This window comes from Embleya hyalina (assembly GCF_003967355.1).
Classification (GTDB): domain Bacteria; phylum Actinomycetota; class Actinomycetes; order Streptomycetales; family Streptomycetaceae; genus Embleya; species Embleya hyalina.
In genome coordinates this window covers 92103-115513 of sequence record NZ_BIFH01000021.1, presented here as the reverse complement: position 1 = coordinate 115513, position 23411 = coordinate 92103, and the positions used below count along the sequence as shown (strand labels likewise).

The window sequence follows — 23411 nt, the reverse complement described above, 5'->3', positions numbered from 1 at the left end:
GACCGCATGACCGCATGACCGCCTCACCGTCGGATCGTCGCCGGGGCCTCGACCTCCAGATATCGCCGGCCGCCCCTGCCCCGGTATTCCAGCACCACCCAGCCCAGCTCGCCCAACACCCGCGCGCACCCGCGCAGCGCCCGCTCCGCCTCGTGACCGGCGCCGCTGCCGCGCGGGCCCGGCCATTCGACCCGGACCACCCGGGGGTGGTCGCCGGCGGTGACGCAGTATCCGGTCGCGGTCCGTTGTCCGCGCTCGTCCAGGGCGGACGGCGGTACGCCGGCGGCCTCCAGGGCCAGCGCGACGGCACGCACCATCCGGACCCGCTCCCACTCGGCCGGCGTCGCGCGCGGGTCGACGGCGCCGCTGTTCACCACGTCGCGAATCCGCAGCAGCGCCTCGAACGCGTCCCGCACCGCCGCCGCGCGCTCCCGCGTGCCCGCCACCGGTACGGCCTCCGTGCCGGTGGCCGGCTCGAAGGCCGCCGCCTCCGGCGATTCCCGACCGGTCACCGTCGATCCCCCACCACGGCCGTCACAACCAGCCGCGTTCGACCGCGTAGCGGGCCGCGGCGTGCCGGCTCGGGGCGCCCACCTTGATCATCGCCGAGGACAGGTAGTTCCGTACCGTCCCGGCGGCCAGGTGCACCCGGCCGGCGATGTCGCGCACGCTCAACCCCTCCCGGGTCAGCCGCAGCACGTCCAACTCGCGCTCGGACAACGGGCAGTCCAGCACCAGGGCCGCCGCCGCGATCTCCGGATCCACGTGTCGGTGTCCCGCGTGCACGTCGCGAATCACCTGGGCCAGATGCGCGGCGGGCCGCGACTTGGGCACGAATCCGCGTACCCCCACCCGCAGCGCGCGGGTGAGCACGCCGGGGCGGGCGTGCCGGGTGACCAGCACGATCCGGGTGTCGGGGCGTCCGGCCAGGATGCGGCCGGCCGCCTCCAGACCGTCGGGGCCGCCGGGCATCTCCAGGTCCATCACCACCACGTCGGGTACGTGCCGGGCGGCCTCGGCGATCGCGGCCGTCCCGTCGGCGGCCTGCGCGACCACGGTCAGATCCGGCTCCAGGTCCAGGAGTTGGCCCAGCGCGCCGCGCAACATCGCCTCGTCCTCGACCAGCACCAGGCGGATCACGCGGGGGCCTCCGTACGGTCGGCGACATCGAGACGGGCCACGACCTCGAAGACGCCCAGGCCGGCCGAGGCGCGCAACTCGCCGCCGTGGCCGCGCAGCCGGGCGTCCAGGCCGGCCAGACCGGTGCCGCCGGCGCGCTTCCCGCGCGTGGCACCGTCGTTGCGGATGGTGAGCCGACAACCGTCGGCGGATACGTCGATCGAGGCGGTGGTGGCCGCCGAATGCCGCAGGATGTTGGTCGTGGCCTCCCGCACCACCAGGCCGAACAGCGTGCCGGCCCGGTCCGGCAGCGGTGGTGGGCTCGCGTAGCTGCACTCGATCCCAGCCGCCGTCAACACCGCTGCCGCGTTGGCCAGTTCGGCGGCGAAGGACACCTCGCGGTAGCCGTGCACCAGGTCCCGGGTGTCGGTCACCGCCTCGCGGGCCAGCGCCTCCACCTCGCCCATCTGCGCGGCGGCGGCCGAGGGGTCCCTCTCGACCAGCCGGCGGGCGAGTTCGCTCTTGACCGCGATCAGGGTCAGCGTGTGCCCCTGGATGTCGTGCAGGTCCGCGGCGAACCGCAACCGTTCGTTGGCCACGGCCAACTCGCCCGCGATCCGGCGCGCGTCGTCGAGCTCGACGAACTGGCGCCAGACCCAGTCGTTGATCACGCACGTCAGCGCCACACTGGCGCCGATGATCAGGGCGCCGACCGTCTGATCCGGCGCCTCCCTCGGCGACGGCCCCAGGAGTATCGGCAGCGCCGCCGTCACCAGCAGGCCCGCGGCCAGCACCCGCCACCGACGACCCCGCGCGTACATCGTCAGCAGCCCCACGGCGGTGGCGAGCGGCATGGGCCACGGGAATATCGCGTCGTGGGCCAGCGCCGCCGCGGAGACCCCGAGGGCCACCACGCCGGTCGCCACCAAGAGGCCGCGCGGCGGCGTACCGGCCCAGTACCGGGCGGTGGCGAACAGCAGTCCACAGCAGCCGACCGCGGCCAGGGCCAACGGCCACCCGTTGTCGCCGTGCACCGCCTCGACCACCGCGAGCAGCGCGGGGATGCCGGGGACCAGCACCACGGCCGACAGCAGCGACCACGCGGTGAACCGGCGCGCCCGTCGCATCGTGGAGGAGACCATGTGCCCAGCGTAGGTGTGGGCCCGGGTCGGCTCCCGGTCGATCGGTCATCGGCGGGCGTGACATTTGTCAGCCGGGGAGCGGACACCGGGCCACTACCGGGCCCGGGCGGCCGGGCACACGCTGGGGACATGGAAGCGACGATGATCGAAGTACGCGGACTGCGTTGCTCGTACGGCACCTTCGAGGCCGTCTCCGGCATCGACCTGGACGTGCGCCGGGGTGAGGTGTACGCCCTGCTCGGCACCAACGGCGCGGGAAAGACCACCACGCTGGAGACCCTGGAGGGCCACCGCCGGCCGACCTCGGGGTCGGTCCGGGTGTTCGGCGGCGATCCGCGCTCGACGGCGGTGCGGCTGCGGACCGGGATGATGCTCCAGGAGTCGGGGTTCGCGGCCGAGCTGACGCCGATCGAGACGCTGCGGCTGTGGAGCCGGGTCGCCCGGCGCGAGGACGACGACGACGCGTTGATCGACCGGCTCGGGCTGACCCGGCGGCGCGACGTCCGGGTGGACCGGTTGTCCGGCGGCGAGCGGCGGCGGCTCGACCTGGCGATGGCGGTGTACGGGCGGCCCGAACTGCTGTTCCTCGACGAGCCGACCGCCGGGCTGGATCCGCAGACGCGCGATCTCCTGTGGGACCTGCTGCGCGAGTTGTCGGCGGGCGGCACCACGGTGGTGCTGACCACGCACTACCTGGAGGAGGCGAGCACGCTGGCCGACCGGATCGCGATCATGCGCGAGGGTCGGATCGCGGTCGAGGGCACCCTGGCCGAACTGCTCGCCCCGTACCCCGCGCGGATCTCCTTCGACCTCCCCGACGGACCGGCCGCGACCGACCTGCCGCTCGCGGTGGACGTGGCCGGCAGCCGGGGCGACCGGGTCACCGTGACCACCGACGAACCGGAGCGCGCCATGGTGATGCTGCTCGCCTGGGCGGACGGGCAGGGCGTGCGGCTGCGCGGCCTGGTGACCCGGCCGGCGACGCTGGACGACGTCTTCCGGGCCGTCGCGGGGCCCGCGCCGACGGGGGTGGCCGCGTGAGGGGCACCGCCTGGCGGGCCGTGGCCGCCGCCGAACTGCGCATCATGCTGCGCAACAAGGCGGTCGCGGCCACGGTGGTACTGCTGCCGCTGTTCGTCGCGTTCACCGCACTGGCCTCGCCGACGCCGGACACGGTCGCCCACGCCGTGTTGTTCATGCTGCTGATCGGGGTGCACGCGACACTCGCCACCACGCTCGCGGCCCGGCGCAAGGACCTGTTCCTCAAACGTCTGCGCAGCGGCGCGGACCCCGACGCGTCGGTCATCGTCGGGCTGGTGCTGCCGGCGATCCTGGTCACGTGCGGTCAGATCGTGGTGCTGGTGGCCGTGTTGTCGCACACCAGGCTCTCCGCTCCCGACAACTCGGGGCTGCTCGTGCTGGCGATCGTGAGCGGGGCGTTGATGTGTACGGGGGTCGCGATGGCCACCTCGGCGTTCACCGCGTCGGCGGAGCAGGCGCAGATCACCACGATGCCGTTCCTGGTCGTCGCCGTCGGCGGCAGTCTGCTGGTGCAGGACCGCGCGCCCGAGCACCTGCAATGGCTGGGCTACCTGGTACCCGGCGACGGCGTGGTGACCCTCGCGACCGGGGCCTGGGAAGGGATGGGCGTGGGCAGCGCGCTCCTGGCGCTGGCGTCGGTGAGCGCCTGGACACTGATCGGCGCCGTGCTCGGCGTCCGGCTGTTTCGCTGGGAGCCCCGGCACTGAGGCCGGCCATCCGCGTGGGCCGGGAGCCGGTCGGCGGGCGGCGCCGCGCCGGGGTGCTCCAATCGCCCGCTCCGCTCCCGTAACTTGCCGGAATGTGCCGATTATTCGGCCTTCGTTGCCGCAGAACCGTTCCGCTGTGAGGGTGTTCCTCGCTCGGGCGACGAACCCGGCGCGCCGGCGATCGGTTTCGTCGTCGGGGCCCGTCTTCCACCCGAGGAGCCTCGATGCATCGCAGAACGCTGACTGTCGGGTCGGTCCTGGCCCTGTTGGCCGGCCTGGTGATCGGCACCACCACACCCTCGAACGCGACCGCACCCCCGAACTCCCCCGACGCCGCCCGCGCCGCCGCGATCGACGCGGCCGACCGCGCCGTCACCGGCGCCTCGAGCGGACTCGCCACATCACCCGGCGAGCGGTACCGGCGGGGCATGGTGACGCCCTGGCTCGACAACCTCTACTCGATCGCCTACACCCGCACCTATCGCGGCCTGCCCGTGGTCGGCGGCGACGCCGCCGTGTTGGCCGACGGCACCGGCCGGGTCCGGGCCGTGGAGAGCGCCGACGGCCCGCGCGTCATCGACGTGCCGACCGAACCGACCCTGCCCGCCGCGACGGCCGAGGCGAGCGCCCGCACCCGACTGACCGCGGTGGACCGGGTCGACGCGCCTCGCCTGGTGGTTCAACTCGGGCCCGACGCCGCCCACTTGGCCTGGGAGACGGTACTGGCCGGCCGGATCGGGAACGCGCCGAGCAGGCTGCACGTGTTCGTCGACGCGCGGACCGGAGCGGTGCTGGACGACGCGACCTTCGACGACGTGCGCGCCGGCACCGGGCACAGCAAGTGGAACGGCCCCGACCCGATCACCATCACCACCGCCTCCAGCGGTTCCACCTACTTCATGAACGACCTGACCCGCCCCGGCCTGACCTGTTCCAAGTACAACGGCGCGGTGTTGACGAAGACCGTCGACGACTGGGGCAACGCGAACCCGACCTCGATCGAGACCGGCTGCGTCGACGCCATGTGGGCGGTGCAGAAGGAATGGGACATGCTCCGCGACTGGCTGGGCCGCGGCGGGCACAACGGCGCCGGCCGTACCTTCCCGGTAGTGGTCGGCCTCCCCCAGGTCAACGCCTACTTCGACGGCACCAAGGTGATCATCGGCCACGACAACAGGGGTCAGTGGCTCGGCGCGATGGACATCGTGGGCCACGAATACGGGCACCTCGTCGACTCGACCAGTCCGGGCTACCCGTTCAAGGCGTACGGCCTCAGCGAGGGCACCGGCGACATCTTCGGCGCGCTCACCGAGTTCTACGCCAACGAGCCCCCGCCGTTCGACACCCCGGACTACACGGTCGGCGAGATGGTCGACTTCGGCGGCGGACCGCTGCGCCACATGTACAACCCCTCGCTGACCGGCGACCCGAACTGCTACAGCTCGACGCTGCCACCGGACGAGCACAAGGCGTCCGGTCCGTTGAACCACTGGTTCTACCTGCTCGCCGAAGGCTCCAACCCCGGCGGTGGCAAGCCGAACAGCCCCACCTGCAACGGCTCCACGGTCACCGGCGTGGGTATCAAGACGGCCGGCCGGGTCTTCTACGGCGGCCTCATGGGCCGACCCGCCGGCACCAACTACCCGAAGCTGCGCATGATCACCGTCCGCGCGGCCAAGCTTCTCGACCCGACCTGCGTCGCCTGGAAGGCGACCAGGGACGCGTGGAGCGCGGTCGGTATCCCGGTCCAGCCGGGCGAACCGTCCTCCTGTCCCTGACCCTCCCGCGGCGGCCGGGCCACGGCGTCGTGGCCCGGCCGCCGCGACCGCAACAGGCCCTAAGCGGCGCCGATTTCGCCACTATTTGCCGGCCTCGCCGGAGCCCTTCGCGTGGCCCTCGTGTCCGTGTGAGTGTTTCGCTCGCTCGGGCACGAACCCGGCTCGCTCGGTCGGCCGCGGCGCTCACGAGGCGCCCGGTCCACGCCGGATTCGTGGTCGAGGTCTGCCTTCCCACTCGAGGAGCCTCGATGAATCGAAGAATGACCACGGCCGGAACCGTTCTGGCCATGCTCACCGGCCTCACCGTGGGCGTGGCGGCCCAGCCGGCGCAAGCCGACCCGCCGCAGCCCAGCTCACAGGAACTGGCGGTCTCCGCCGCCGACCGCGCCGTCTCCAGCGGCCTCGACACCCTCGCCAAGGGTCCCGACGAGCAGTACCAGCGCCAAGCCGTCACCCCGTGGATCAACGACCTGTACTCGGTCGCGTACCAGCGCACCTACCGCGGCCTGCCGGTCGTCGGCGCGGACGCCGTGGTGATGGCCGACGGCAAGGGCCGGGTACGGGCGACCCAGTCGTCCACCGACGCCCGGATCTCCGTACCGACCCAGCCCACCGTCGCGGCGGGCGCGGCCGAGGCCACGTCCAGGACCAAGCTGGCGAGCGTGGACCGGGTCGACTCGCACCGCCTGGTCGTCCGGGTCAAGGACGGCAAGAGCGCGCTGGCCTGGGAAACCGTGCTGATCGGCCGGACCGCCACCGCGCCCAGCCGGCTGCACGTGTTCGTGGACGCGAGCACGGGCACGGTGCTCGACACCGTCGACGACGTCAAGGCGGGCACCGGCAACAGCCAGTGGAACGGTCCCAACCCGCTCGCCATCGACACCACCAACTCCGGTGGTACGTACTCCCTGCGCGACCCCAACCGGCCGGGCCTGACCTGCGCCGACTACTCGAGTGGCCAGGTCTTCTCCAAGTCCTCGGACTCGTGGGGCAACGGTCAGGCATCGAGCAAGGAAACCGGCTGCGTCGACGTCATGTGGGCGGCGCAGAAGGAATGGAACATGCTCAAGGACTGGCTGGGTCGCAACGGCCACAACGGCAACGGCGGCAGTTGGCCGGTCAAGGTCGGCCTGAACGACGTCAACGCCTACTGGGACGGCTCGTCCATCTCGATCGGCCACAACCAGAGCAACCAGTGGATCGGCTCGATGGACGTGGTCGGCCACGAATTCGGGCACGGCATCGACCAGTTCACCCCGGGCAGCACCAGCGGCGAGGCCGGACTCGGCGAGGCCACCGGCGACATCATGGGTGCGCTGACCGAGGCGTACACGAACGAGCCCTCCCCCTACGACGCGCCCGACTACACCGTCGGCGAGACCGTCAACCTCGTGGGCCAGGGCCCGATCCGCTACATGTACAAGCCGTCCACCAACGGCGACCCGGACTGCTACAGCTCCTCCATCCCGAACACGGAGGAGCACGCGGCGGCCGGACCGATGAACCACTGGTTCTACCTGCTCGCCGAGGGCACCAACCCCGGCGGTGGCAAGCCGACCAGCCCGACCTGCAACAGCAGCACCCTGACCGGGGTCGGCATCCAGCAGGCCGGCAAGGTCTTCTACGGCGGCATGCTCCTGAAGACCAGCGGCATGACCTACAAGCGCTACCGGACCGCGACGCTCAGCGCGGCCAAGACGCTCGACCCGACCTGTGCGCTGTTCACCAAGACCAAGGCCGCCTGGGACGCGATCAGCGTGCCCGCGCAGACCGGTGACCCGACCTGCACCCCCGGCCCGGGTCAGAACGACTTCTCGATCACCCTCAACCCGACCGCCGGCACGGTGGCCCCGGGCTCGTCCGTCACGTCCACGGTGGCCACGACCATCACCAGCGGCCAGGCGCAGACGGTCAACCTGACCACCTCCCCCCTGCCGAACGGTGTGACCGCCCAGTTCAACCCGGGCAGTGTGCAGTCCGGCGCCAACTCCACGCTGACCCTGTCGGCGAGTTCCACCGCCACGCCGGGCACGTCCACGATCACGGTGACCGGCACCGGCACCGGCGCGACGCACACCGCGCAGTACACCCTGACGGTCAGCGGCACGTCCTCCCCGATACCCGACGTCAGCGTCGCGAACGTGCAGTCGCACCTGTCCCAGCTGAATACGATCGCGACCCAGAACGGCGGCAACCGCCGCGCGGGCAGCGCCGGTTACACCGCGTCGCTGGCCTATGTGAAGGGTAAGCTCCAGGCGGCCGGCTACCAGGTCACCGAGCAGACCTGCACCTCCTGCACCTATCGCTCCAACAACCTGATCGCCGACTGGCCCGGCGGCCCCGCCGACTCCACCGTCATGTTCGGCGCCCACCTGGACAGCGTCCAGGCCGGCCCCGGCATCAACGACAACGGCTCCGGTTCCGCCACCCTCCTGGAGAACGCGCTCGTCCTCGCGCAGGCCAACCCGAACCTGACCAAGCACGTGCGCTTCGGCTGGTGGGCCGGCGAGGAACAGGGCCTCCAGGGCTCGCAGTTCTACGTCAGCCAGCTGAGCTCCACGCAGCGCACCGCGATCAAGGGCTACTACAACTTCGACATGGTCGGCTCGCCCAACGGCGGCTACTTCATCAACAACATCAACTCCGCCACCGCCGCCCCGATGAAGGCGTACTGGGACTCGCTCAACCTGCGTCCCGAGGAGAACGTCGAGGGCCAGGGCCGCTCCGACGACTACTCCTTCCAGCAGGGCGGCATCCCCACCTCCGGCTACGCGGCCGGTGCCGACGCGGTCAAGACCTCCGCGCAGGCGACGAAGTGGGGCGGACAGGCCAACCAGTCCTACGACTCCTGCTACCACTCCGCGTGTGACACCACCTCCAACATCAACGCGACGGTTCTGGACCGCAGCGCGGACGGTGTCGCCTACACCATCTGGAAGACCGCGGTCGGCGGCGGCAACCCCGGCAACGACTTCTCGGTCGGCGTGAGCCCGAACTCGGGCAACACCCAGCCGGGCGGCAACACCACCGCGACCGTCAACACCCAGACCACCAGCGGCAACCCGCAGACGGTGAACCTGACCTCCTCCGGCGCGCCGAACGGCGTGGACGTGACCTTCAACCCGACGTCGGTCCAGTCCGGCGCGTCCTCGACGGTGACCTTCCAGGTGGGGGCCAACGTCGCGACGGGTACGTACCCGATCACCATCACCGGTACCGGCAACGTGCAGCACGCGACCACGTACACGCTGACCGTCGGCACCGTGAACCCGGGCAACTCGCTGCAGAACGGCGGCTTCGAGCAGGGCACCGCCAACTGGACGCAGAGCGCCAACGACATCACCAACAGCACGCAGGCCACCCCGCACAGCGGCGGCTGGTACGCCTGGATGATGGGTTACGGCAGCACCGCCACCGAGACCCTGAGCCAGTCGAACATCACGATTCCGGCCAACGCCAAGCTCCGCGTGTGGGTCAAGATCACCACCGAGGAGGTCGGGAGCACCGTCTACGACACCCTCGGTGTCCAGATCAACGGCACCACCCTGGCCACCTACTCCAACGCCAACGCGACCGGTACCTACGTACAGAAGACCGTGGACCTGAGCGCCTACGCGGGCCAGACGGTCAGCCTCCAGTTCTCCGGTTCCGAGGACGAGTCCGCGACGACCACGTTCTTCGTGGACGACGTCTCGATCTCCTGACCGCGTCCCGAGAAGCACCGCACCACGAGTGACCGCCCCGCCCCCGGCATCGCGCCGGGGGCGGGGCGCATCCGTGTCCGGGTCCGCGCGCCGGCCCCGCCTCAGGCCCGGTCGTGCGCTCGCAGCCGGCGGCCGACCACGCCCAACGCCTCGGCCAGTACGGCCAGTTGCTCGCGATCCAACACGTCGATCAGGACCTCGCGCACCCGCGCCACATGCGCGGGCGCGGCGCCGCGCAACCGTGCGGAGCCCTCGTCGGTCAGCACCGCGTAGACCCCGCGCGCCTGTTCCGGGCACGCGCGTCGGCGGACCAGGCCCAGCTTCTCCAACTGGGCGACCTGGTAGGTGATCCCGCTCTTCGAGGTGATCAGGCGATCGGCAAGTTCGGCCATCCGCAGTTCGCCGTCGGGCGCGTCCGCCAGGTGCACCAGGATCTCGTACTGCGGGTGGGACAACCCCGCCTCGTCCTTGAGCTGGCGTTCCAGGGCCCGGTCCACCCGGTGGCCGGCCTCGACGAAGCTCGTCCACGCGGCCATCTCCAGGTCGTCCAGCCAACGCGGTTCGCTCATGCGGCAAACCCTACCCAGCTTGTCGAAGCCGGGGTCGGCCTGTAGCGTCGAAGTAGTTCAAATTTGAACTGGACCTACCGCGCATCGCGGAGAGCGCCGCCACATGTGGTGACACCGCGTGCGGCGGCGCCGCATGTCCGCACGCCGCAAGATCGCCCCAGCGACCTCGCCATCGACAGGAGCACCCGCATGTACTCCCCCGCCGAGACGACCCACCGCGACCCCGATCAGGCGACCCGCACCGCGCCGGCCGGCGCGCCCGGCGGGTCGCTGCACGGCTACGACCTCGGACTGGCCCTGCTGCGCGTCGTGGTCGGCCTCACCATGGCCGCACACGGCTCGCAGAAGCTCTTCGGCTGGTTCGACGGCTCCGGTCTGGACGGCACCGGCCAGTTCTTCACCATGAGCGGCTACCCGTCCGGCAAGGCGATGGCCACCGTGGCCGGCCTCACCGAGACCTTCGGCGGCCTCGCCCTCGTCATCGGCCTGTGCACGCCGCTGGCCGCCGCCGGGATCGTGGGCACCATGATCAACGCCATCGCGGTCAAGTGGGACGGCGGCTTCTTCGCGCCCAAGGGCGTGGAGTACGAACTGCTGCTCACCGCGGCCGCCGCCGCACTCGCGCTGACCGGCCCCGGCCGCCTGGCCGTGGACCGCTTCCTGCCGATCCTGCGCAGCCACCGCGTCGCCTACGGCCTGGCCGCCGTCGCGGTCGGCGCGCTCACGGCCGGCGTCATCCTGATGTTGCGCGACTGAGCGCGAGCGCCCGCCCCGAATCACCTGCGGCCGCCCCCGGGATCCACCGATCCCGGGGGCGGCCGCATGTCGTGCCTCCGAGGTTCGGGCCGGACGCCGGGCACTCCGAATATTTTCATAGGGCCCGGGGGTATTCGACCGGCCGAAACGATACCCTACGGGGGTACCTTGCGGTCGAACCGAGACCGCATGCCCGACCGAGGAGGCCCGCGATGACCGGATACGACGACGGCAAGGACGCCTACCTGGCCCGCCTGAAGCGGGTGGAAGGCCAGGTCAGAGGCCTGCATCGGATGGTGGAGTCGGATGCCTACTGCATCGACGTACTGACCCAGGTGTCCGCCGTGACCAAGGCGCTCCAGGCGGTCGCCCTGGGACTGCTGACCGATCATCTGGGCCACTGCGTGGTCCAGGCGGCCGGGCAGGGCGGCGACGCGGCCGACGCCAAGGTCCGCGAGGCCGCCGACGCGGTGGCCCGACTGGTGCGCTCCTGACGGTAGTTCACCGCCCCCACACCCCCGCTCCGAACCGGGAATCCATTTTCTCGGCTTGACAACATACCCAGGGGGGGTATGTTGTAGTCGAAGCCGCCGACCGGAACGCCTCCGGTGCGGCGGACCCGAGAACCAGGAGGCTTCGCCATGAGCACGACCACTTCCGTCACCTCGACCTACACCGTCACCGGCATGACCTGCGGCCACTGCGTCTCCTCGGTCAAGGCCGAGGTCGGCCGGATCGACGGCGTCACGGAGGTCGCGGTCGACCTCGCGAGCGGCACGGTGACGGTCACCTCCGACGCGGCTCCGGCCGACACGGCCGTCGCGGCGGCGATCGAGGAGGCCGGCTACGAACTGGTCGCCCCGGCGGCCGAGGCCCCCGAGGCCCCCGAGGCCCCCGAGGCCGGCGCGAGCTGCTGCGGCAGCTGCCACTGACCCGTCGAGGGGGCGCCGCCCGACACCGGCGCCCCCTCGACGGAGCACCCACGGCCCCGGTCGGCCCCACCACCGGGCCCCGCCGCACCCCCGGACCCGCCACACCGCGGCGACCACCCGCCCCACCGCCTCGAACGCGGCATCCGACGCGGTGTCGAACGCGCCATCGAACAGGGAGAGAGACCATGAACACCGCAGTCAAGGTCGGCGCGTTCGGCGCCGGCGTCGTGCTGGCCTTCGGGGCCGCCTTCGGCGTCGGCCACGCGGTCGGCCCGGTCGGCTCCGATCCCGCCCCCGCACACGGCGGCCACGGCGGCGCCCAGGCGGGCCCGTCGGGCGGCGCCCGCTCCCCCGGCGCCACACCGGCCGCCGCCGAGACGCCGGGCGGCCTCCAGGTCTCCGAGCGGGGCTACACCCTGGTCGCCCCCGCCGAGCCGCTGCCGGCCGGCGCCGCCGGCGACTTCCGCTTCCGCGTACTGGGCCCCGACGGGCGACCGTGGACGCGCTACGACCGCGCCCACGACAAGGACCTGCATCTGATCGTGGCCCGCCGCGACCTGTCCGGTTTCCAGCACGTACACCCCGTACTCGGCGCCGACGGCACCTGGAGCGTGCCGCTGACCTTCGCGAACGCCGGCACGTACCGCGTGTTCGCCGACTTCACACCCACCGGCGACCCCGGCGGCACGCTCACGCTGGGTGCCGACGTCGTGGTGGCGGGCGGCTACGAACCGGCCGCGCTGCCCGCACCGACCCGCACGGCCGTCGTCGACGGCTACACCGTCACCCTGGCCGGCGACCTGACCACCGGGGCATCCGCACCGCTCACCCTGAACGTGAGCAGGGACGGCCGCCCCGTCACCGACCTCCAGCCCTATCTCGGCGCCTACGGCCACCTGGTCGCGCTGCGCCAGGGCGACCTGGCCTACCTCCACGTGCACCCCCAGGGCGCGCCCGGCGACGGCAAGACCCCCGCGGGCCCCGGCATCGGCTTCCACGCCCAGGCCCCCAGCGCGGGCAACTACCGCCTGTACCTGGACTTCCAACACGAGGGCAGGGTCCGCACCGCCGAGTTCACCGTCACGGTGGGCGCCGCGACCGCACCGACCCCGCCGCCCGCCCAGTCCGACCCGCCCACGCGGTCCGACCAGCCCGAGCACGGCGAGCACGCGCACTAGGGACACCCGACACGTCCCTCGGCCGTGGCCGACGTTTGACGTTTTGATACCCCCCTAGGGTATAGTTCAGGCATGATCGCGGGACGGCACCGGCCGCCACCGCCCCCGGCCCCGCGACGGCCGCGCAACCACCGATCCGAACAGGAGCAGGCGATGGGTTCGACCACCGAAACCTCGACGCCACAGGACAGCGGGCAGATCGAACTGTCGATCGGCGGCATGACCTGCGCCTCGTGCGCGATGCGCATCGAGAAGCGGCTGAACAAGCTCGACGGCGTGACCGCGACGGTCAACTACGCCACCGAGAAGGCGAAGGTCAGCTACGCCGGCGAGATCGCGCCGGCCGACCTGATCGCCCAGGTCGAGGCGGCCGGATACACGGCCGAGCTCCCCGCCCCTCCCGTCACCGCCGGCGGAGCCGGCGACGCCGCGCCCGAGGCGGACCCCGAGGGTGGTCGGGTCCGCGCCCTGCGCGACCGACTGCTCATCTCCGCCGTACTGACCGTGCCGGTGATCGCGATGGCGATGGTCCCGGCGTTCCAGTTCACCAACTGGCAGTGGTTGTCCCTCGCGCTGGCCTGGCCGGTCGTGGCCTACGGCGCGTGGCCGTTCCACAAGGCCGCCTGGACCAACCTGCGGCACGGCACCTCGACCATGGACACGCTCGTGTCGATGGGCACGCTGGCCGCGCTCGCCTGGTCGGTCTACGCACTGTTCTGGGGCAGCGCCGGCGAGCCCGGCATGACCCACGCGTTCTCCTTCGCCATCGAACGCAGCGACGGGGCCGGAAACATCTACCTCGAGGCCGCCGCTGGGGTGACCACCTTCATCCTGGCCGGGCGATACTTCGAGGCCCGCGCCAAGCGCCGCTCCGGCGCCGCGCTGAAGGCCCTGCTCGAACTCGGCGCCCGCGACGTGGCGGTGCTGCGGGACGGGCGCGAGGAGCGTGTCCCGGTCGAACAGCTCGCCGTCGGCGACCTGTTCGTGGTCCGTCCCGGCGAGAAGATCGCCACCGACGGCGTGATCGAGCAGGGCACCTCGGCGGTCGACGCCTCGATGCTCACCGGCGAGTCGGTCCCCGTCGAGGTCGCACCGGGCGACACCGTCACCGGCGCCACCGTCAACGCCGGCGGCCGGCTGGTGATCCGGGCCACCCGGATCGGCGCCGACACCCAGCTCGCCCAGATGGCCCGTCTGGTCGAGGACGCGCAGAACGGCAAGGCCCGGGTGCAGCGCCTGGCCGACAAGGTCTCCGGCATCTTCGTCCCGATCGTGATCGCCCTCGCCGCCGCCACCCTCGGCTTCTGGTGGGGCACCGGCCAGGGCATCGCCGGCGCGTTCACCGCCGCCGTCGCCGTGCTGATCATCGCCTGCCCGTGCGCCCTGGGCCTGGCCACCCCGACCGCGCTGATGGTCGGCACCGGGCGCGGCGCGCAACTGGGCATCCTGATCAAGGGCCCCGAGGTGCTGGAGTCCACCCGTCGGGTCGACACCGTCGTGCTCGACAAGACCGGCACCGTCACCACCGGCCGGATGACCCTCCTGGACGTGCACCTCGCCGCCGACGAGACCGAGACCGAGGTGCTGCGGCTGGCCGGTGCCCTGGAGAACGCCTCCGAGCACCCCATCGCCCAGGCGGTCGCCAAGGGCGCGACCGAGCGGGTCGGCGACCTGCCGGACCCGGAGGACTTCGCCAACGTCGAGGGGCTCGGCGTGCAGGGCATCGTCGAGGGCCACGCCGTCCTGGTCGGCCGCACCCGGCTGCTGACCGAGTGGGCGCTCGACCTCCCGGCGGAGCTGGAGCGGGCCATGGCCGACGCCGAGGCGCTGGGCCGTACCGCCGTCGCGGTGGCGTGGGACGGCAAGGCACGCGCGGTCCTGGTCGTCGCCGACGCGATCAAGCCGACCTCCGCCGAGGCCATCCGCCGCTTCCGCGACCTCGGCCTGACCCCGATCCTGCTCACCGGCGACAACACCACGGTCGCGCACACCGTCGCCGCGCAGGTCGGCATCGACCCGGAACACGTGTTCGCCGAGGTGATGCCCAAGGACAAGGTCGACGTGGTCACCCGCCTCCAGGAGGAGGGCCGGATCGTGGCCATGGTCGGCGACGGCGTCAACGACGCCGCCGCGCTGGCCAAGGCCGACCTCGGTCTGGCCATGGGCACCGGCACCGATGTCGCCATCGAGGCCTCCGACCTCACCCTGGTGCGCGGCGACCTGCGCGCCGCCGCCGACGCCATCCGCCTCGCCCGCAAGACCCTGGGCACGATCAAGTCGAACCTGTTCTGGGCCTTCGCCTACAACGTCGCCGCCCTCCCGCTGGCCGCCTCCGGCCTGCTGAACCCGATGCTCGCCGGGGCCGCGATGGCCTTCAGCTCGGTCTTCGTGATCAGCAACAGCCTGCGGCTGCGCGGCTTCAAGGCCCTGGCCGACAACACCCACCCGACCCCGTAGTCCCGACCCGAAAGTGCGAACGGTCCGCCCCTCACACCACGGGGGCGGACCGTTCGTGTCGCGCGACCGGCCGATTCAGGCGGGGTGCGGCGCGCCGAGACAGGGGAAGTCGGGCAGCAGGTCGGTGTGCGGCCCGATGTGGTCGCTCGTGATCCTGCCGTTGGACGGCATGGTCAGCCGGGCCGAGGTGACGTCGTCGGTGAGCGTGCGGCCGTTGGGATAGGCGGCGGGCCGGGAGCGGTCGAAGCGCGGTACGTCCGGCAGGACCGTGCGCAGCGTACGTTCCGCGTCGGCAGGCTCGTAGTGGCCGAAGTGGGCGAGCGCGGCGATCCACGGCTCGCGATAGGTGTCCCAGTCCCAGCGGGCTCGCCGGCGTTGTCGGCGTCCTTGACGAGGGGTGCGCGCCCCGGGACACGCCGGTCCACTGGAAATCCTTGACGATGCCGTCCGGATCGGCGAAGAACGGGTCGCTGCGCAGGCCGACGGCGAAGCGGTACGGATCGGCCCGAACCACGATCGCGTCGGCGTCGCCGGCCACCGGCGCGTCAACAACAATCGGCTCGCCCGCTGCCTCGTGCGCGCGGACCGCTTCGCCGGTCGCCCGGTGGACGGTGGCGGTCCGGCGTCCGTCCTTCGGCGCCGAGAAGACCACGCTGAACGCCACGTCGGCCCGCAGGTCGCCGTCGGTGTCGACGTTGATCCGGTACACCGCGTCCGGATGGAAGGCCGCGCCCGCCCCGGCGAGGGGGTGCACGTTCATGATCAGGACGGTGCGGCCGCCGGGCCGGGAGAACACGAACAGGTCGGTGAGATCGAGCCGCGCGTCGTCCTTGGGGGACCGCAGATCGGGCCCGCCGAGGTGGTGAGACATGCGCCCGGCGTCGGGTACGTACGCCTCGCCGACCCGGCGGCGGCGGGCGACGCGCACCGGTGGTCACCCGTCCGGCCGCAACGCCGCGCCGGCCCCGACGGCACGACCGCACGACGGCACGACCCGGCAGTACGACCACACGGCCCGCCCGGCGCCCTACGCGGGCGCCGGGCGGGCCGTCGGGTCAGTACGGGGCCGGAGCGGTCGCGTTGATCACCGCGAACGCGCCGCCCTGCGGGTCCGTGACCACGGCCATCCGGCCGGCCATCATGTCGAACGGCGGCTGGAGCACGTTGCCGCCGGCCCGGATCAGCGCGTCGACCACGCTGTCGGTGTCGTCGACGGAGAAGTAGGTCAGCCAGTGCGACGGCGTACCCGGCGGCTGCCGGTCGAGTCCCTGCATCCCGCCGATCACCCGCCCACCCGCGCTCAGCGAGTAGTAGCCCTCGGCCCCCTCCATCGGCGCGGCCTCCAGACCGAGCGCGGCCTTGCCGAACTTCGCCGCGGCGTCCGTGTCACTGGTGTTCAGCTCGCTCCAGATCACCGAACCGGGCTCGTTGACCACCTGCGCACCACCGAAGTCCCGCGCCTGCCACAGACCGAACACCGCGCCGGTGGGACCGGCCGCGACGCACATCCGGCCCAGGGTCATCACGTCCATCGCCGGCATCATCACCCTGCCGCCGGCCTTGGTGATCCTCTCCTGGGAGGCGTCCACGTCTTCGGTGGCCAGATAGGTGGTCCACGCGGTCGGCGGGGTCGGTCCGCCGTCGGGGGACATCGCCTTCATGATGCCCGCGACGGCCTTGCCGTTGAGCGTGCAGACCGCGTAACCACCGGTCTCCGGCGGACCCACCTCACCCTGCCAGCCGAACAGGTCGCGGTAGAAGTCGAGGGCGGCCTGCTGGTCGGGCACCATCAGGTCGACCCAGCAGGGTGTACCGGGTGTATAGGGACTGGTTACCTCGGGCATGACGGAACCTCCAAGAAGAACGACGCCCCCGCATTCGTCGTCACTCGCCATCGTGAGCAACCCACATCGGGCCACCACCGACGCGCCGGTACCCGCCGAACCGGGTCCGTCAACCTCCGATCGGGCCGCGTGGCTCGCTCGCCCGGCCCGGTACGGGTTCGACCCGGTCGCCGTCGCTCGGCTCCCGGCCGATGCGCGGGGGGCCGAGAAGGTCCGTACCGTCCGGGTCGTCGAGGTCGCCTCCCCGGCCCCGGGACACGGCTTCGCCGGCCGCGCGCACCAGGCTGCGGGTGAACATGTGTCGGGGATCGGTCAGGATCCGTCCGGCCGGGCCCTGTTCGACCAGCCGGCCCGCGTCCAGGACCGCGATCCGGTCCGCGAGCCGTGCCGCCGCCGTCAGGTCGTGGGTGATCAACACCAGGGACAGGCCGATGCGTTCCCGGGAACGGGCGAGCAGGTCCAGCAGTTCCGCCCGGGCCGCGCCGTCCAGGCCCGAGGTGATCTCGTCGCAGACCAGCACACCGGGCCGGGCGAGCAGGGCCCGAGCCAACGCGGCACGCTGCAACTCGCCCCCGGACAGGGCGCCAGGTCGCCGCTCCGCCACAGGCGCGGCCAGGCCGAGGTCTGCCAGCGTGTCGAGCGCCTGCGTCCGAGCCGCGTCCGGGTACACGCCACGCAGCCGCACGGCGGTCCGGGCCACCTGGTCCACGACCGGCCGTCCCTCGTCGAACGAGGCCCGCGCGTCCTGGAACACGTACTGCACGGCGGCCAGTTGACCGGTGGTACGGCCGCGCAACGAGCGGGGCAACGGCATCCCGTCGAACCGGATCCGTCCCCGGTATCCGCTGTGCAACCCGGCGAGGCAGCGTCCCAGCGTCGTTTTGCCGCTGCCCGAACGACCCACCAGGGCGAGGCATTCGCCGGGTGCCACGGTCAGGCTCAGCCGATCCAGGACGGTCGCCTCGCGCCGCACGCCTGTCGGGTATCCGGCCGTGAGGTCCCGAACCTCCAGCCGAACCTCGGTGGCGGCGTCGGCGTCGGGGCCGTCGTCGGCCCCCGCTCTCGCGGGCCGAACCTCCACCGGCTCCGGCGCCGGCAGCACTCGTGCCGGCGGCCCGAACCCGACCGGCCGCCCATTCGCCAACAGCACCACCTCGTCCGCGAGTCGGCGCACCACGTCGAGGTCGTGGCTGAGCAACAACACCGCGATCCCCTCCCCGGCCAGGGCCGCCAGTCGCTCCACGACGCCCTGCCTGGTCAGCGCGTCCTGCCCGGTGGTCGGCTCGTCGGCGACCACGACCCGCGCACCGAGCAGCAACGCCTGGGCCACCACGACGCGTTGCTGCTGCCCGCCGGAGAGCTGATGCGGAAAGCGCCGCACGACCTGCTCGGGATGCTCGATCCGCGCCGCCCGCAACGCCTCGTGCACCGCCTCCCGATGCGACCTCCGATCGCCCGCGCGCGCCCGCGCGATGTCCCGCAACAACACGCCCACCCGACGTACCGGATTGAGCACCGCGCCGGGATGTTGCGGGACGTAGCCGACCGCTCCGCCACCCACGACCCGTACCTCGCCCGTCACCCGGGCGCCGGGCGGGTATTCGCCGAGCAGGGCCAGCGCGGTGGTGGTCTTGCCGCTGCCCGACGGTCCCACCAGTGCGGTGATCCGCCCCGCACGCAGCGTCAGATCCACCCCGTCCACGATCGCCCGACCACCCACCTCCACCCGCAACCCGCGGACCACCGCAACGGGTTCAGCGTCGCTCATCGTCCCTCCCCCGCCCGCCCGTCGGCGTCCGCAAGGCCGTGTCGAACGCCAGGTTCGTGCCCATCGACAGCGCCACGATCAGCGCCGCGGGCACCACCACGGCCCAGGGTTGGAGGAACAGGCCGGGCCGGTTGCGGTCCACCATCACCGCCCAGTCGGCGGCATCCGGGGCCACACCCACGCCCAGGAACGCGGCGGTCGCCACCAGGTACAGCGCACTCGCGAGCCGGGTCCCCGCGTCGGCGGCCAGCGTGCGCCGGATCGACCGCAGCGGGTAGCCGACGGTGATCCGCCACCAGGACTCGCCCTGCATGCGCAGCGCCTCGACGGCAGGCCGCGCCGCCACCTCGGTGCCCGCCGCGGCCACGACCCGGGCGGCGTCCGGCATCGCCACCAGGGCGATCACCGGCACCAGTTCGGCCGGCCCCGGCCGAAACAGCGCGGCCACGAGCAGCACGACGAGCAGCGAGGGCACCGCGATCAGCACGTCCAGCGGCCGCATCAGCACCTCGGCCACCCACCCGCGCCGCGTCGCCGCCGCGGCCAGCCCGAGCGGCACCGCCACCAGATAGGCCAGGAGCGTCGCGGCCACCGCCACCAACACCACCGATCGCCCGCCGAGCAACACCTGCCGCCACACGTCGCGCCCGGCGAAGTCGGTGCCCAACCAGTGCCCTTCCCCGGCGCTGAAAGACACCGCACGCGGCTGCGCCGACCCCGCGAACCACGGCCCGATCAACGCGATCACCAGCGGCAGCCCGATCAATCCGAGCGCCACCGCGTAGCGCCGACCGCTGCGATCGTCCCGGCAGGCCCGACTCGGCTCGCGAAGACGCGAGTTCATCACGCGGCCACCTCCACGCGCGGCGCCAGCCGCAGCGTCACGAGATCGGCGACCAGGTTGACCGAAACGGTCACCACGCCGAACACCAGCGCGAGCCCCTGGATCACCGGGATGTCGCGCGCCGCGACCGCGTCCACCAGCACGGTGCCGAGCCCGGGGACGACGAACAGCGCCTCCACCACGATCACCCCGCTCAGCAACCAGTCACACGTACGGGCGAGTTGCTGGGTCGCGGGGGCAAGGGCGTTCGGGAGCGCATGCGTCCAGCACACCCGGGCACCGGACAGGCCCTGTCGTCGCGCGTGTGCCACGTACGGCGACGCCATCGCGTCGATCATGCCGGCACGCACCAGCCGGGCGATCGTGCACACCGGCCGGGACAGCAGCACCACCACGGGCAGCACCAACACGGCCGGACGGCCGAGCAGATCACCGTCGGTACCCACCGCCGTCGGCGGCAACCACCGGAGTTCGAGCGCGAACAGCGTGATCAGCAACACCCCGAGGGCGAACTCCGGGACCGCGTGCACCGCCGACGTCAGCGCGCTGATCAGGCGATCCACCGGACCGCCCTCGCGCCGCGCGGCGAGCACCCCCAGGCCCACCGACAGCGGCACGAGCAGCACGACCGTGACCCCGGCCAGTACCAGGGTCGGGCCGAACCCATCGGCGAGCAGGTCGGCGACCGGCCGGCCCGAGACCAGCGAGGTGCCCAGGTCGCCGTGCGCCAGACGCTCGACCCAGGCGCCGAACCGCCCGCCCATCGAACGGTCCAGGCCCATCGACTCCCGGATCCGCGCGATCCGCTCCGGGTCGGGCTGGTCGCCCGCCAGGGCCACCGCCGCGTCCCCCGGCAGCGCCTCGGTCAACGCGAAGATCAGCACCACCACGGCCGCGATCTGGACCGGGCCGAGCAGCAGTCGGCGCGCCGGCCGACCACGATCCGCGCTCACCCGAGCCAGACCTTGTCGAACCGGGCCCAGTCCAGCGTATTGGCGGGCGCGTTCGTCGCCACGCCGCGCACCCGGTTCGCGGTGGCCACGATCCAGTCGGCGAAGCCCCAGATCAGGAACCCGCCCTCGTCGTGGAGTCGGCGCTGCATGCGCTCGTACAGCGCGGTGCGCGACGCCTCGTCGGGGGTGGACTGGATCTGCCGGTACAGCTCGTCGAAGTCCCGGTCCCGCCAGCGGGTGGCGTTGGTGGTGGATCCGGTCAACAGCCGCTGGGAGACGTGCGACTCGATCGGCATCGCACCCGAGCGGTAGGACGCGAGGGTGCCCGCGGTGAGGATGTCCTTCCAGTAGGTGTCCTTGTTGCCGATCCGCACCTGCACGGTGACCCCGGCCTTCGCCGCCTGTTCCTTGAAGATCCCGGCGGCCTCGACGAATCCGGTGGCGGCGGGCGCGGTGTCCAGGGTGACGGTCAATCCCTCCGCACCGGCCTCGCGCAGCAGCGCCCGGGCCCGGACCAGGTCCTGGGTGCGCTGCGGCAGGCTCGCCGCGTAGTAGCGACATCCCTTGCCGAACAGGTCGTTGCCCACCTCCCCGGCGCCGGACAGCGCCCCGTCCACGAGTTCCCGACGGTCGGCGATCAGGCAGAACGCCTGTCGGACCCGCCGGTCGTCGAACGGCGGCCGATCGGTCTTCATCACGAAGCCCTGCATCGCGCTGTTCCGCAACCGCAACACGGTGATCCGGCCCCCGCCCTCGTGCACCCGCGCGGTGGCCGGGTTCAGTTCGTGCGCGTACTCCACCTGACCGCCGAGCAGCGCGTTGGTCCGCGCCGACTCCTCTCCCGCGATCACGAACTCCAGTTCGTCCAGGTGCGGAGCACCGTCCCAGTAGCCGTCGTTGCGCCGCAGCAGCAGCGAACTCCCGGGCTTGAACGACCCGAAGACGAACGGACCCGATCCCACCGGGCGCTCGAAGGAGTCCGCACCGGCCGGCACGATGTAGGCGCCGAACGCCGCGAGCACGTTGGGAAATTCGGCGTAGGGGAGCTTGAGTCGGAACTCCACCGTGGCCGGGTCGACCACCCGACTCGCGGCATGGTCGATCGACTCCGACGCGGCCTTGGCCCGGAACGCCCGTGCGGGGTCGGCGATCCGACGGAAGCTGTACAGCACATCCTCGGCGGTCACCGGCCGGCCGTCGTGGAAGGTCGCCGGGCGCAGCCGCACCCGCCAGGTGTCCAGCGTCGCGTTCGGCTCCCATCCGGCGGCGAGTCGGGGCACCGGGGCCAGGTCCGCGCCGTAGTCGGCGAGCTTGTCGAACAACGCCTTGGCCCGGGCCACGTCGACGAACAGATTGGCCAGGTGCGGATCCAGCGTCTCGTTGGCGCCGCCGCCCGGGAAGGCCGCCCGCAACCGCCCGCCGCGCCTGGGCGTTCCCTCGCCCGGCGTACCGGCGCGCGGCCCGGGCTCGGCCGTGCCGCCGGTGCAGCCCACCGCCAGGGTCAGCGCGGCGACGCCCCCGGCGGTCAGGAAGGCCCGGCGGGAGGTACCGGCGAGCGATGCGCCGAGGGGTATGCGGGGGTGGATCCGGCTCATGGGTCGTTCTCTCCGTGTCGGCGGTGGTGGTGGGCGAAGTGATGCCGCGTCAGCGGCGGCGGGCGACCACGTGCAGGCGGTCGCCGTGCCCGGTCGCGGCGGGCGGGGCGCCCTCGGTCCAGGGCGGGTCGGTACGCGGTCCGGGGCGGTCGTGGAGGTCGAGCACGTCGAAGCCGGCGACGTCGAGGAAATAGCCCAGCTCGCGGGGGAACAGCAGCCGCCACGCGGAGTGCTGCACCCGGGGCGGCACGCCGTCGTCCGACGTCCATTCCCGGCGTCGGCGCAGCAGTTGGGCCGTGTGGTCGACCCACAGGGTGGTGCGCGAGGTGTAGGTGACCCCCGCGCGCACGACGGTGTCGGTACGGGGTTCGGGTTCGGGCCGGGCGCCCTCGGCGCCCTGCAGAAAGTAGGCGCCGTTGCGCAGTTCGGCCACGAACAGCCCGCCGGGCACGAGGTGTTCCCGACAACGATCGAGGAACGCGGCGAGGTCGGCGTTCTCGTGGCAGTACAGCAGCGCGCTGTCCAGGCAGACCACGGCGTCGAAGACGCGCCCGAGGTCGAAGTCGCGCATGTCGGCGAGGCGGTAGTCCGGGCCGGGGTGGTGGGCGCGGGCGTGCCGCACCATCGCCGCCGAGGTGTCGATGCCGACCACCTCGCGGGCGGCGTGCGCCTGCAACCAGGCCGCGTCCCGTCCGGTGCCGCAGCCCACGTCCAGCACGCGGGGCCCGGCGCGGTGGCGCCGCAGGATCGCGTCGGTCCACCGGGCGGCGAGCCGACCGGGGTCGGGGAAGCGGCGTTCGTAGAGTTCGGGGGTATCGGTCAGGAGATTGCGGGTACTCACGTCGGTCCACTCTCGGCTTCGTACTGATCGCGGATGCTCATCGCGGCCACTTCCCGGCCGTGCGGCGATACGGGTGTCCATCGGGGCAGATCCTCGACCGCGCCGCCGTCACAGCGCCCATCGCGGCCACTTCCCGACCGCACAGCCGTCACAAGTGCCCACCGGGGCCGCTTCCCGGTCGCA

20 protein-coding genes and 1 pseudogene are annotated in these 23411 nt (G+C 72.4%); 9 read left to right on the top strand and 12 right to left on the bottom strand.

From position 1 onward, the window contains the following. Positions 1-23: 23 nt before the first annotated feature. The 3 genes from EMA17_RS21160 to EMA17_RS21150 are packed head-to-tail and all read right to left on the bottom strand — an operon-like array spanning position 24 to position 2261. Complete coding sequence (locus EMA17_RS21160; RefSeq protein ID WP_126638650.1) at positions 24-512, bottom strand: hypothetical protein; 489 nt, start codon at positions 510-512, stop codon at positions 24-26. A gap of 22 nt (positions 513-534) precedes the next feature. Next, entirely contained in the window at positions 535-1140 is a 606-nt protein-coding gene (locus EMA17_RS21155) for a response regulator transcription factor (protein ID WP_126638649.1), read from the bottom strand. After that, on the bottom strand, positions 1137-2261 hold the full coding sequence (locus EMA17_RS21150) for a sensor histidine kinase (protein WP_126638648.1): 1125 nt from the start codon (positions 2259-2261) through the stop codon (positions 1137-1139). The genes EMA17_RS21155 and EMA17_RS21150 overlap by 4 nt, the downstream gene beginning before the upstream one ends. A 129-nt stretch (positions 2262-2390) precedes the next feature. On the opposite strand from EMA17_RS21150, the gene EMA17_RS21145 reads away from it, so the two are divergent. The 4 genes from EMA17_RS21145 (at position 2391) to EMA17_RS21130 (ending at position 9491) form a co-directional block, all read left to right on the top strand. Continuing rightward, positions 2391-3302, top strand: a complete 912-nt coding sequence (locus EMA17_RS21145) for an ABC transporter ATP-binding protein (RefSeq protein WP_126638647.1) — start codon at positions 2391-2393, stop codon at positions 3300-3302. Beyond that, positions 3299-4009 carry an ABC transporter permease gene (locus tag EMA17_RS21140; protein WP_126638646.1) on the top strand — a complete coding sequence of 237 codons (711 nt, stop codon included), beginning with the start codon at positions 3299-3301 and terminating at the stop codon, positions 4007-4009. The genes EMA17_RS21145 and EMA17_RS21140 overlap by 4 nt, the downstream gene beginning before the upstream one ends. 224 nt (positions 4010-4233) lie before the next feature. Beyond that, on the top strand, positions 4234-5787 hold the full coding sequence (locus tag EMA17_RS21135; protein ID WP_126638645.1) for a M4 family metallopeptidase: 1554 nt from the start codon (positions 4234-4236) through the stop codon (positions 5785-5787). Between the two features lie 248 nt (positions 5788-6035). After that, positions 6036-9491 (top strand): M28 family peptidase, encoded by a 3456-nt coding sequence (locus tag EMA17_RS21130; protein ID WP_170222203.1) that lies wholly within the window; start codon positions 6036-6038, stop codon positions 9489-9491. A 101-nt stretch (positions 9492-9592) separates the two neighbouring features. Here EMA17_RS21130 and EMA17_RS21125 read toward each other — a convergent pair whose 3' ends face one another. After that, positions 9593-10060 (bottom strand): MarR family winged helix-turn-helix transcriptional regulator, encoded by a 468-nt coding sequence (locus EMA17_RS21125; protein WP_126638644.1) that lies wholly within the window; start codon positions 10058-10060, stop codon positions 9593-9595. Between the two features lie 189 nt (positions 10061-10249). On the opposite strand from EMA17_RS21125, the gene EMA17_RS21120 reads away from it, so the two are divergent. The 5 genes from EMA17_RS21120 (at position 10250) to EMA17_RS21100 (ending at position 15383) form a co-directional block, all read left to right on the top strand. Next, positions 10250-10816: a DoxX family protein gene (locus EMA17_RS21120; protein WP_126638643.1), complete on the top strand. Its 567-nt coding sequence runs from the start codon at positions 10250-10252 to the stop codon at positions 10814-10816. Positions 10817-11028: 212 nt separating this feature from the next. Further along, on the top strand, positions 11029-11310 hold the full coding sequence (locus EMA17_RS21115; protein ID WP_078981450.1) for a metal-sensitive transcriptional regulator: 282 nt from the start codon (positions 11029-11031) through the stop codon (positions 11308-11310). Positions 11311-11457: 147 nt separating this feature from the next. Next, a complete protein-coding gene (locus tag EMA17_RS21110; RefSeq protein ID WP_126638642.1) occupies positions 11458-11748 on the top strand; it encodes a heavy-metal-associated domain-containing protein in 291 nt (96 codons plus the stop codon). A 185-nt stretch (positions 11749-11933) separates the two neighbouring features. Further along, positions 11934-12926: a DUF8832 domain-containing protein gene (locus EMA17_RS21105; RefSeq protein WP_126638641.1), complete on the top strand. Its 993-nt coding sequence runs from the start codon at positions 11934-11936 to the stop codon at positions 12924-12926. Between the two features lie 153 nt (positions 12927-13079). Continuing rightward, positions 13080-15383, top strand: a complete 2304-nt coding sequence (locus EMA17_RS21100) for a heavy metal translocating P-type ATPase (protein ID WP_126638640.1) — start codon at positions 13080-13082, stop codon at positions 15381-15383. A gap of 75 nt (positions 15384-15458) precedes the next feature. Here the strand turns inward: EMA17_RS21100 and EMA17_RS54165 are convergent, their stop codons facing one another. The 8 genes and pseudogenes from EMA17_RS54165 to EMA17_RS21065 all read right to left on the bottom strand — a co-directional run bounded on the left by EMA17_RS54165 (position 15459) and on the right by EMA17_RS21065 (position 23228). Further along, positions 15459-15935, bottom strand: a complete 477-nt coding sequence (locus EMA17_RS54165; RefSeq protein ID WP_246126801.1) for a DUF4331 domain-containing protein — start codon at positions 15933-15935, stop codon at positions 15459-15461. A gap of 70 nt (positions 15936-16005) precedes the next feature. Beyond that, positions 16006-16254 (bottom strand): annotated as a pseudogene (locus EMA17_RS55985) (DUF4331 family protein); the annotation flags it as partial. Positions 16255-16438: 184 nt separating this feature from the next. Continuing rightward, positions 16439-17227, bottom strand: coding sequence for a VOC family protein (locus EMA17_RS21090; RefSeq protein ID WP_126638639.1), 789 nt, complete (start codon positions 17225-17227; stop codon positions 16439-16441). Between the two features lie 109 nt (positions 17228-17336). Further along, entirely contained in the window at positions 17337-18995 is a 1659-nt protein-coding gene (locus tag EMA17_RS21085; RefSeq protein ID WP_126638638.1) for an ABC transporter ATP-binding protein, read from the bottom strand. Further along, positions 18982-19839, bottom strand: coding sequence for an ABC transporter permease (locus EMA17_RS21080; RefSeq protein ID WP_126638637.1), 858 nt, complete (start codon positions 19837-19839; stop codon positions 18982-18984). Before EMA17_RS21080 ends, EMA17_RS21085 begins: the two co-directional genes overlap by 14 nt. Then, entirely contained in the window at positions 19839-20792 is a 954-nt protein-coding gene (locus tag EMA17_RS21075) for an ABC transporter permease (RefSeq protein WP_126638636.1), read from the bottom strand. Before EMA17_RS21075 ends, EMA17_RS21080 begins: the two co-directional genes overlap by 1 nt. Then, entirely contained in the window at positions 20789-22387 is a 1599-nt protein-coding gene (locus EMA17_RS21070; protein ID WP_126638635.1) for an ABC transporter substrate-binding protein, read from the bottom strand. Before EMA17_RS21070 ends, EMA17_RS21075 begins: the two co-directional genes overlap by 4 nt. Before the next feature lie 49 nt (positions 22388-22436). Then, positions 22437-23228, bottom strand: a complete 792-nt coding sequence (locus EMA17_RS21065; RefSeq protein WP_126638634.1) for a class I SAM-dependent methyltransferase — start codon at positions 23226-23228, stop codon at positions 22437-22439. Positions 23229-23411: the final 183 nt, after the last annotated feature.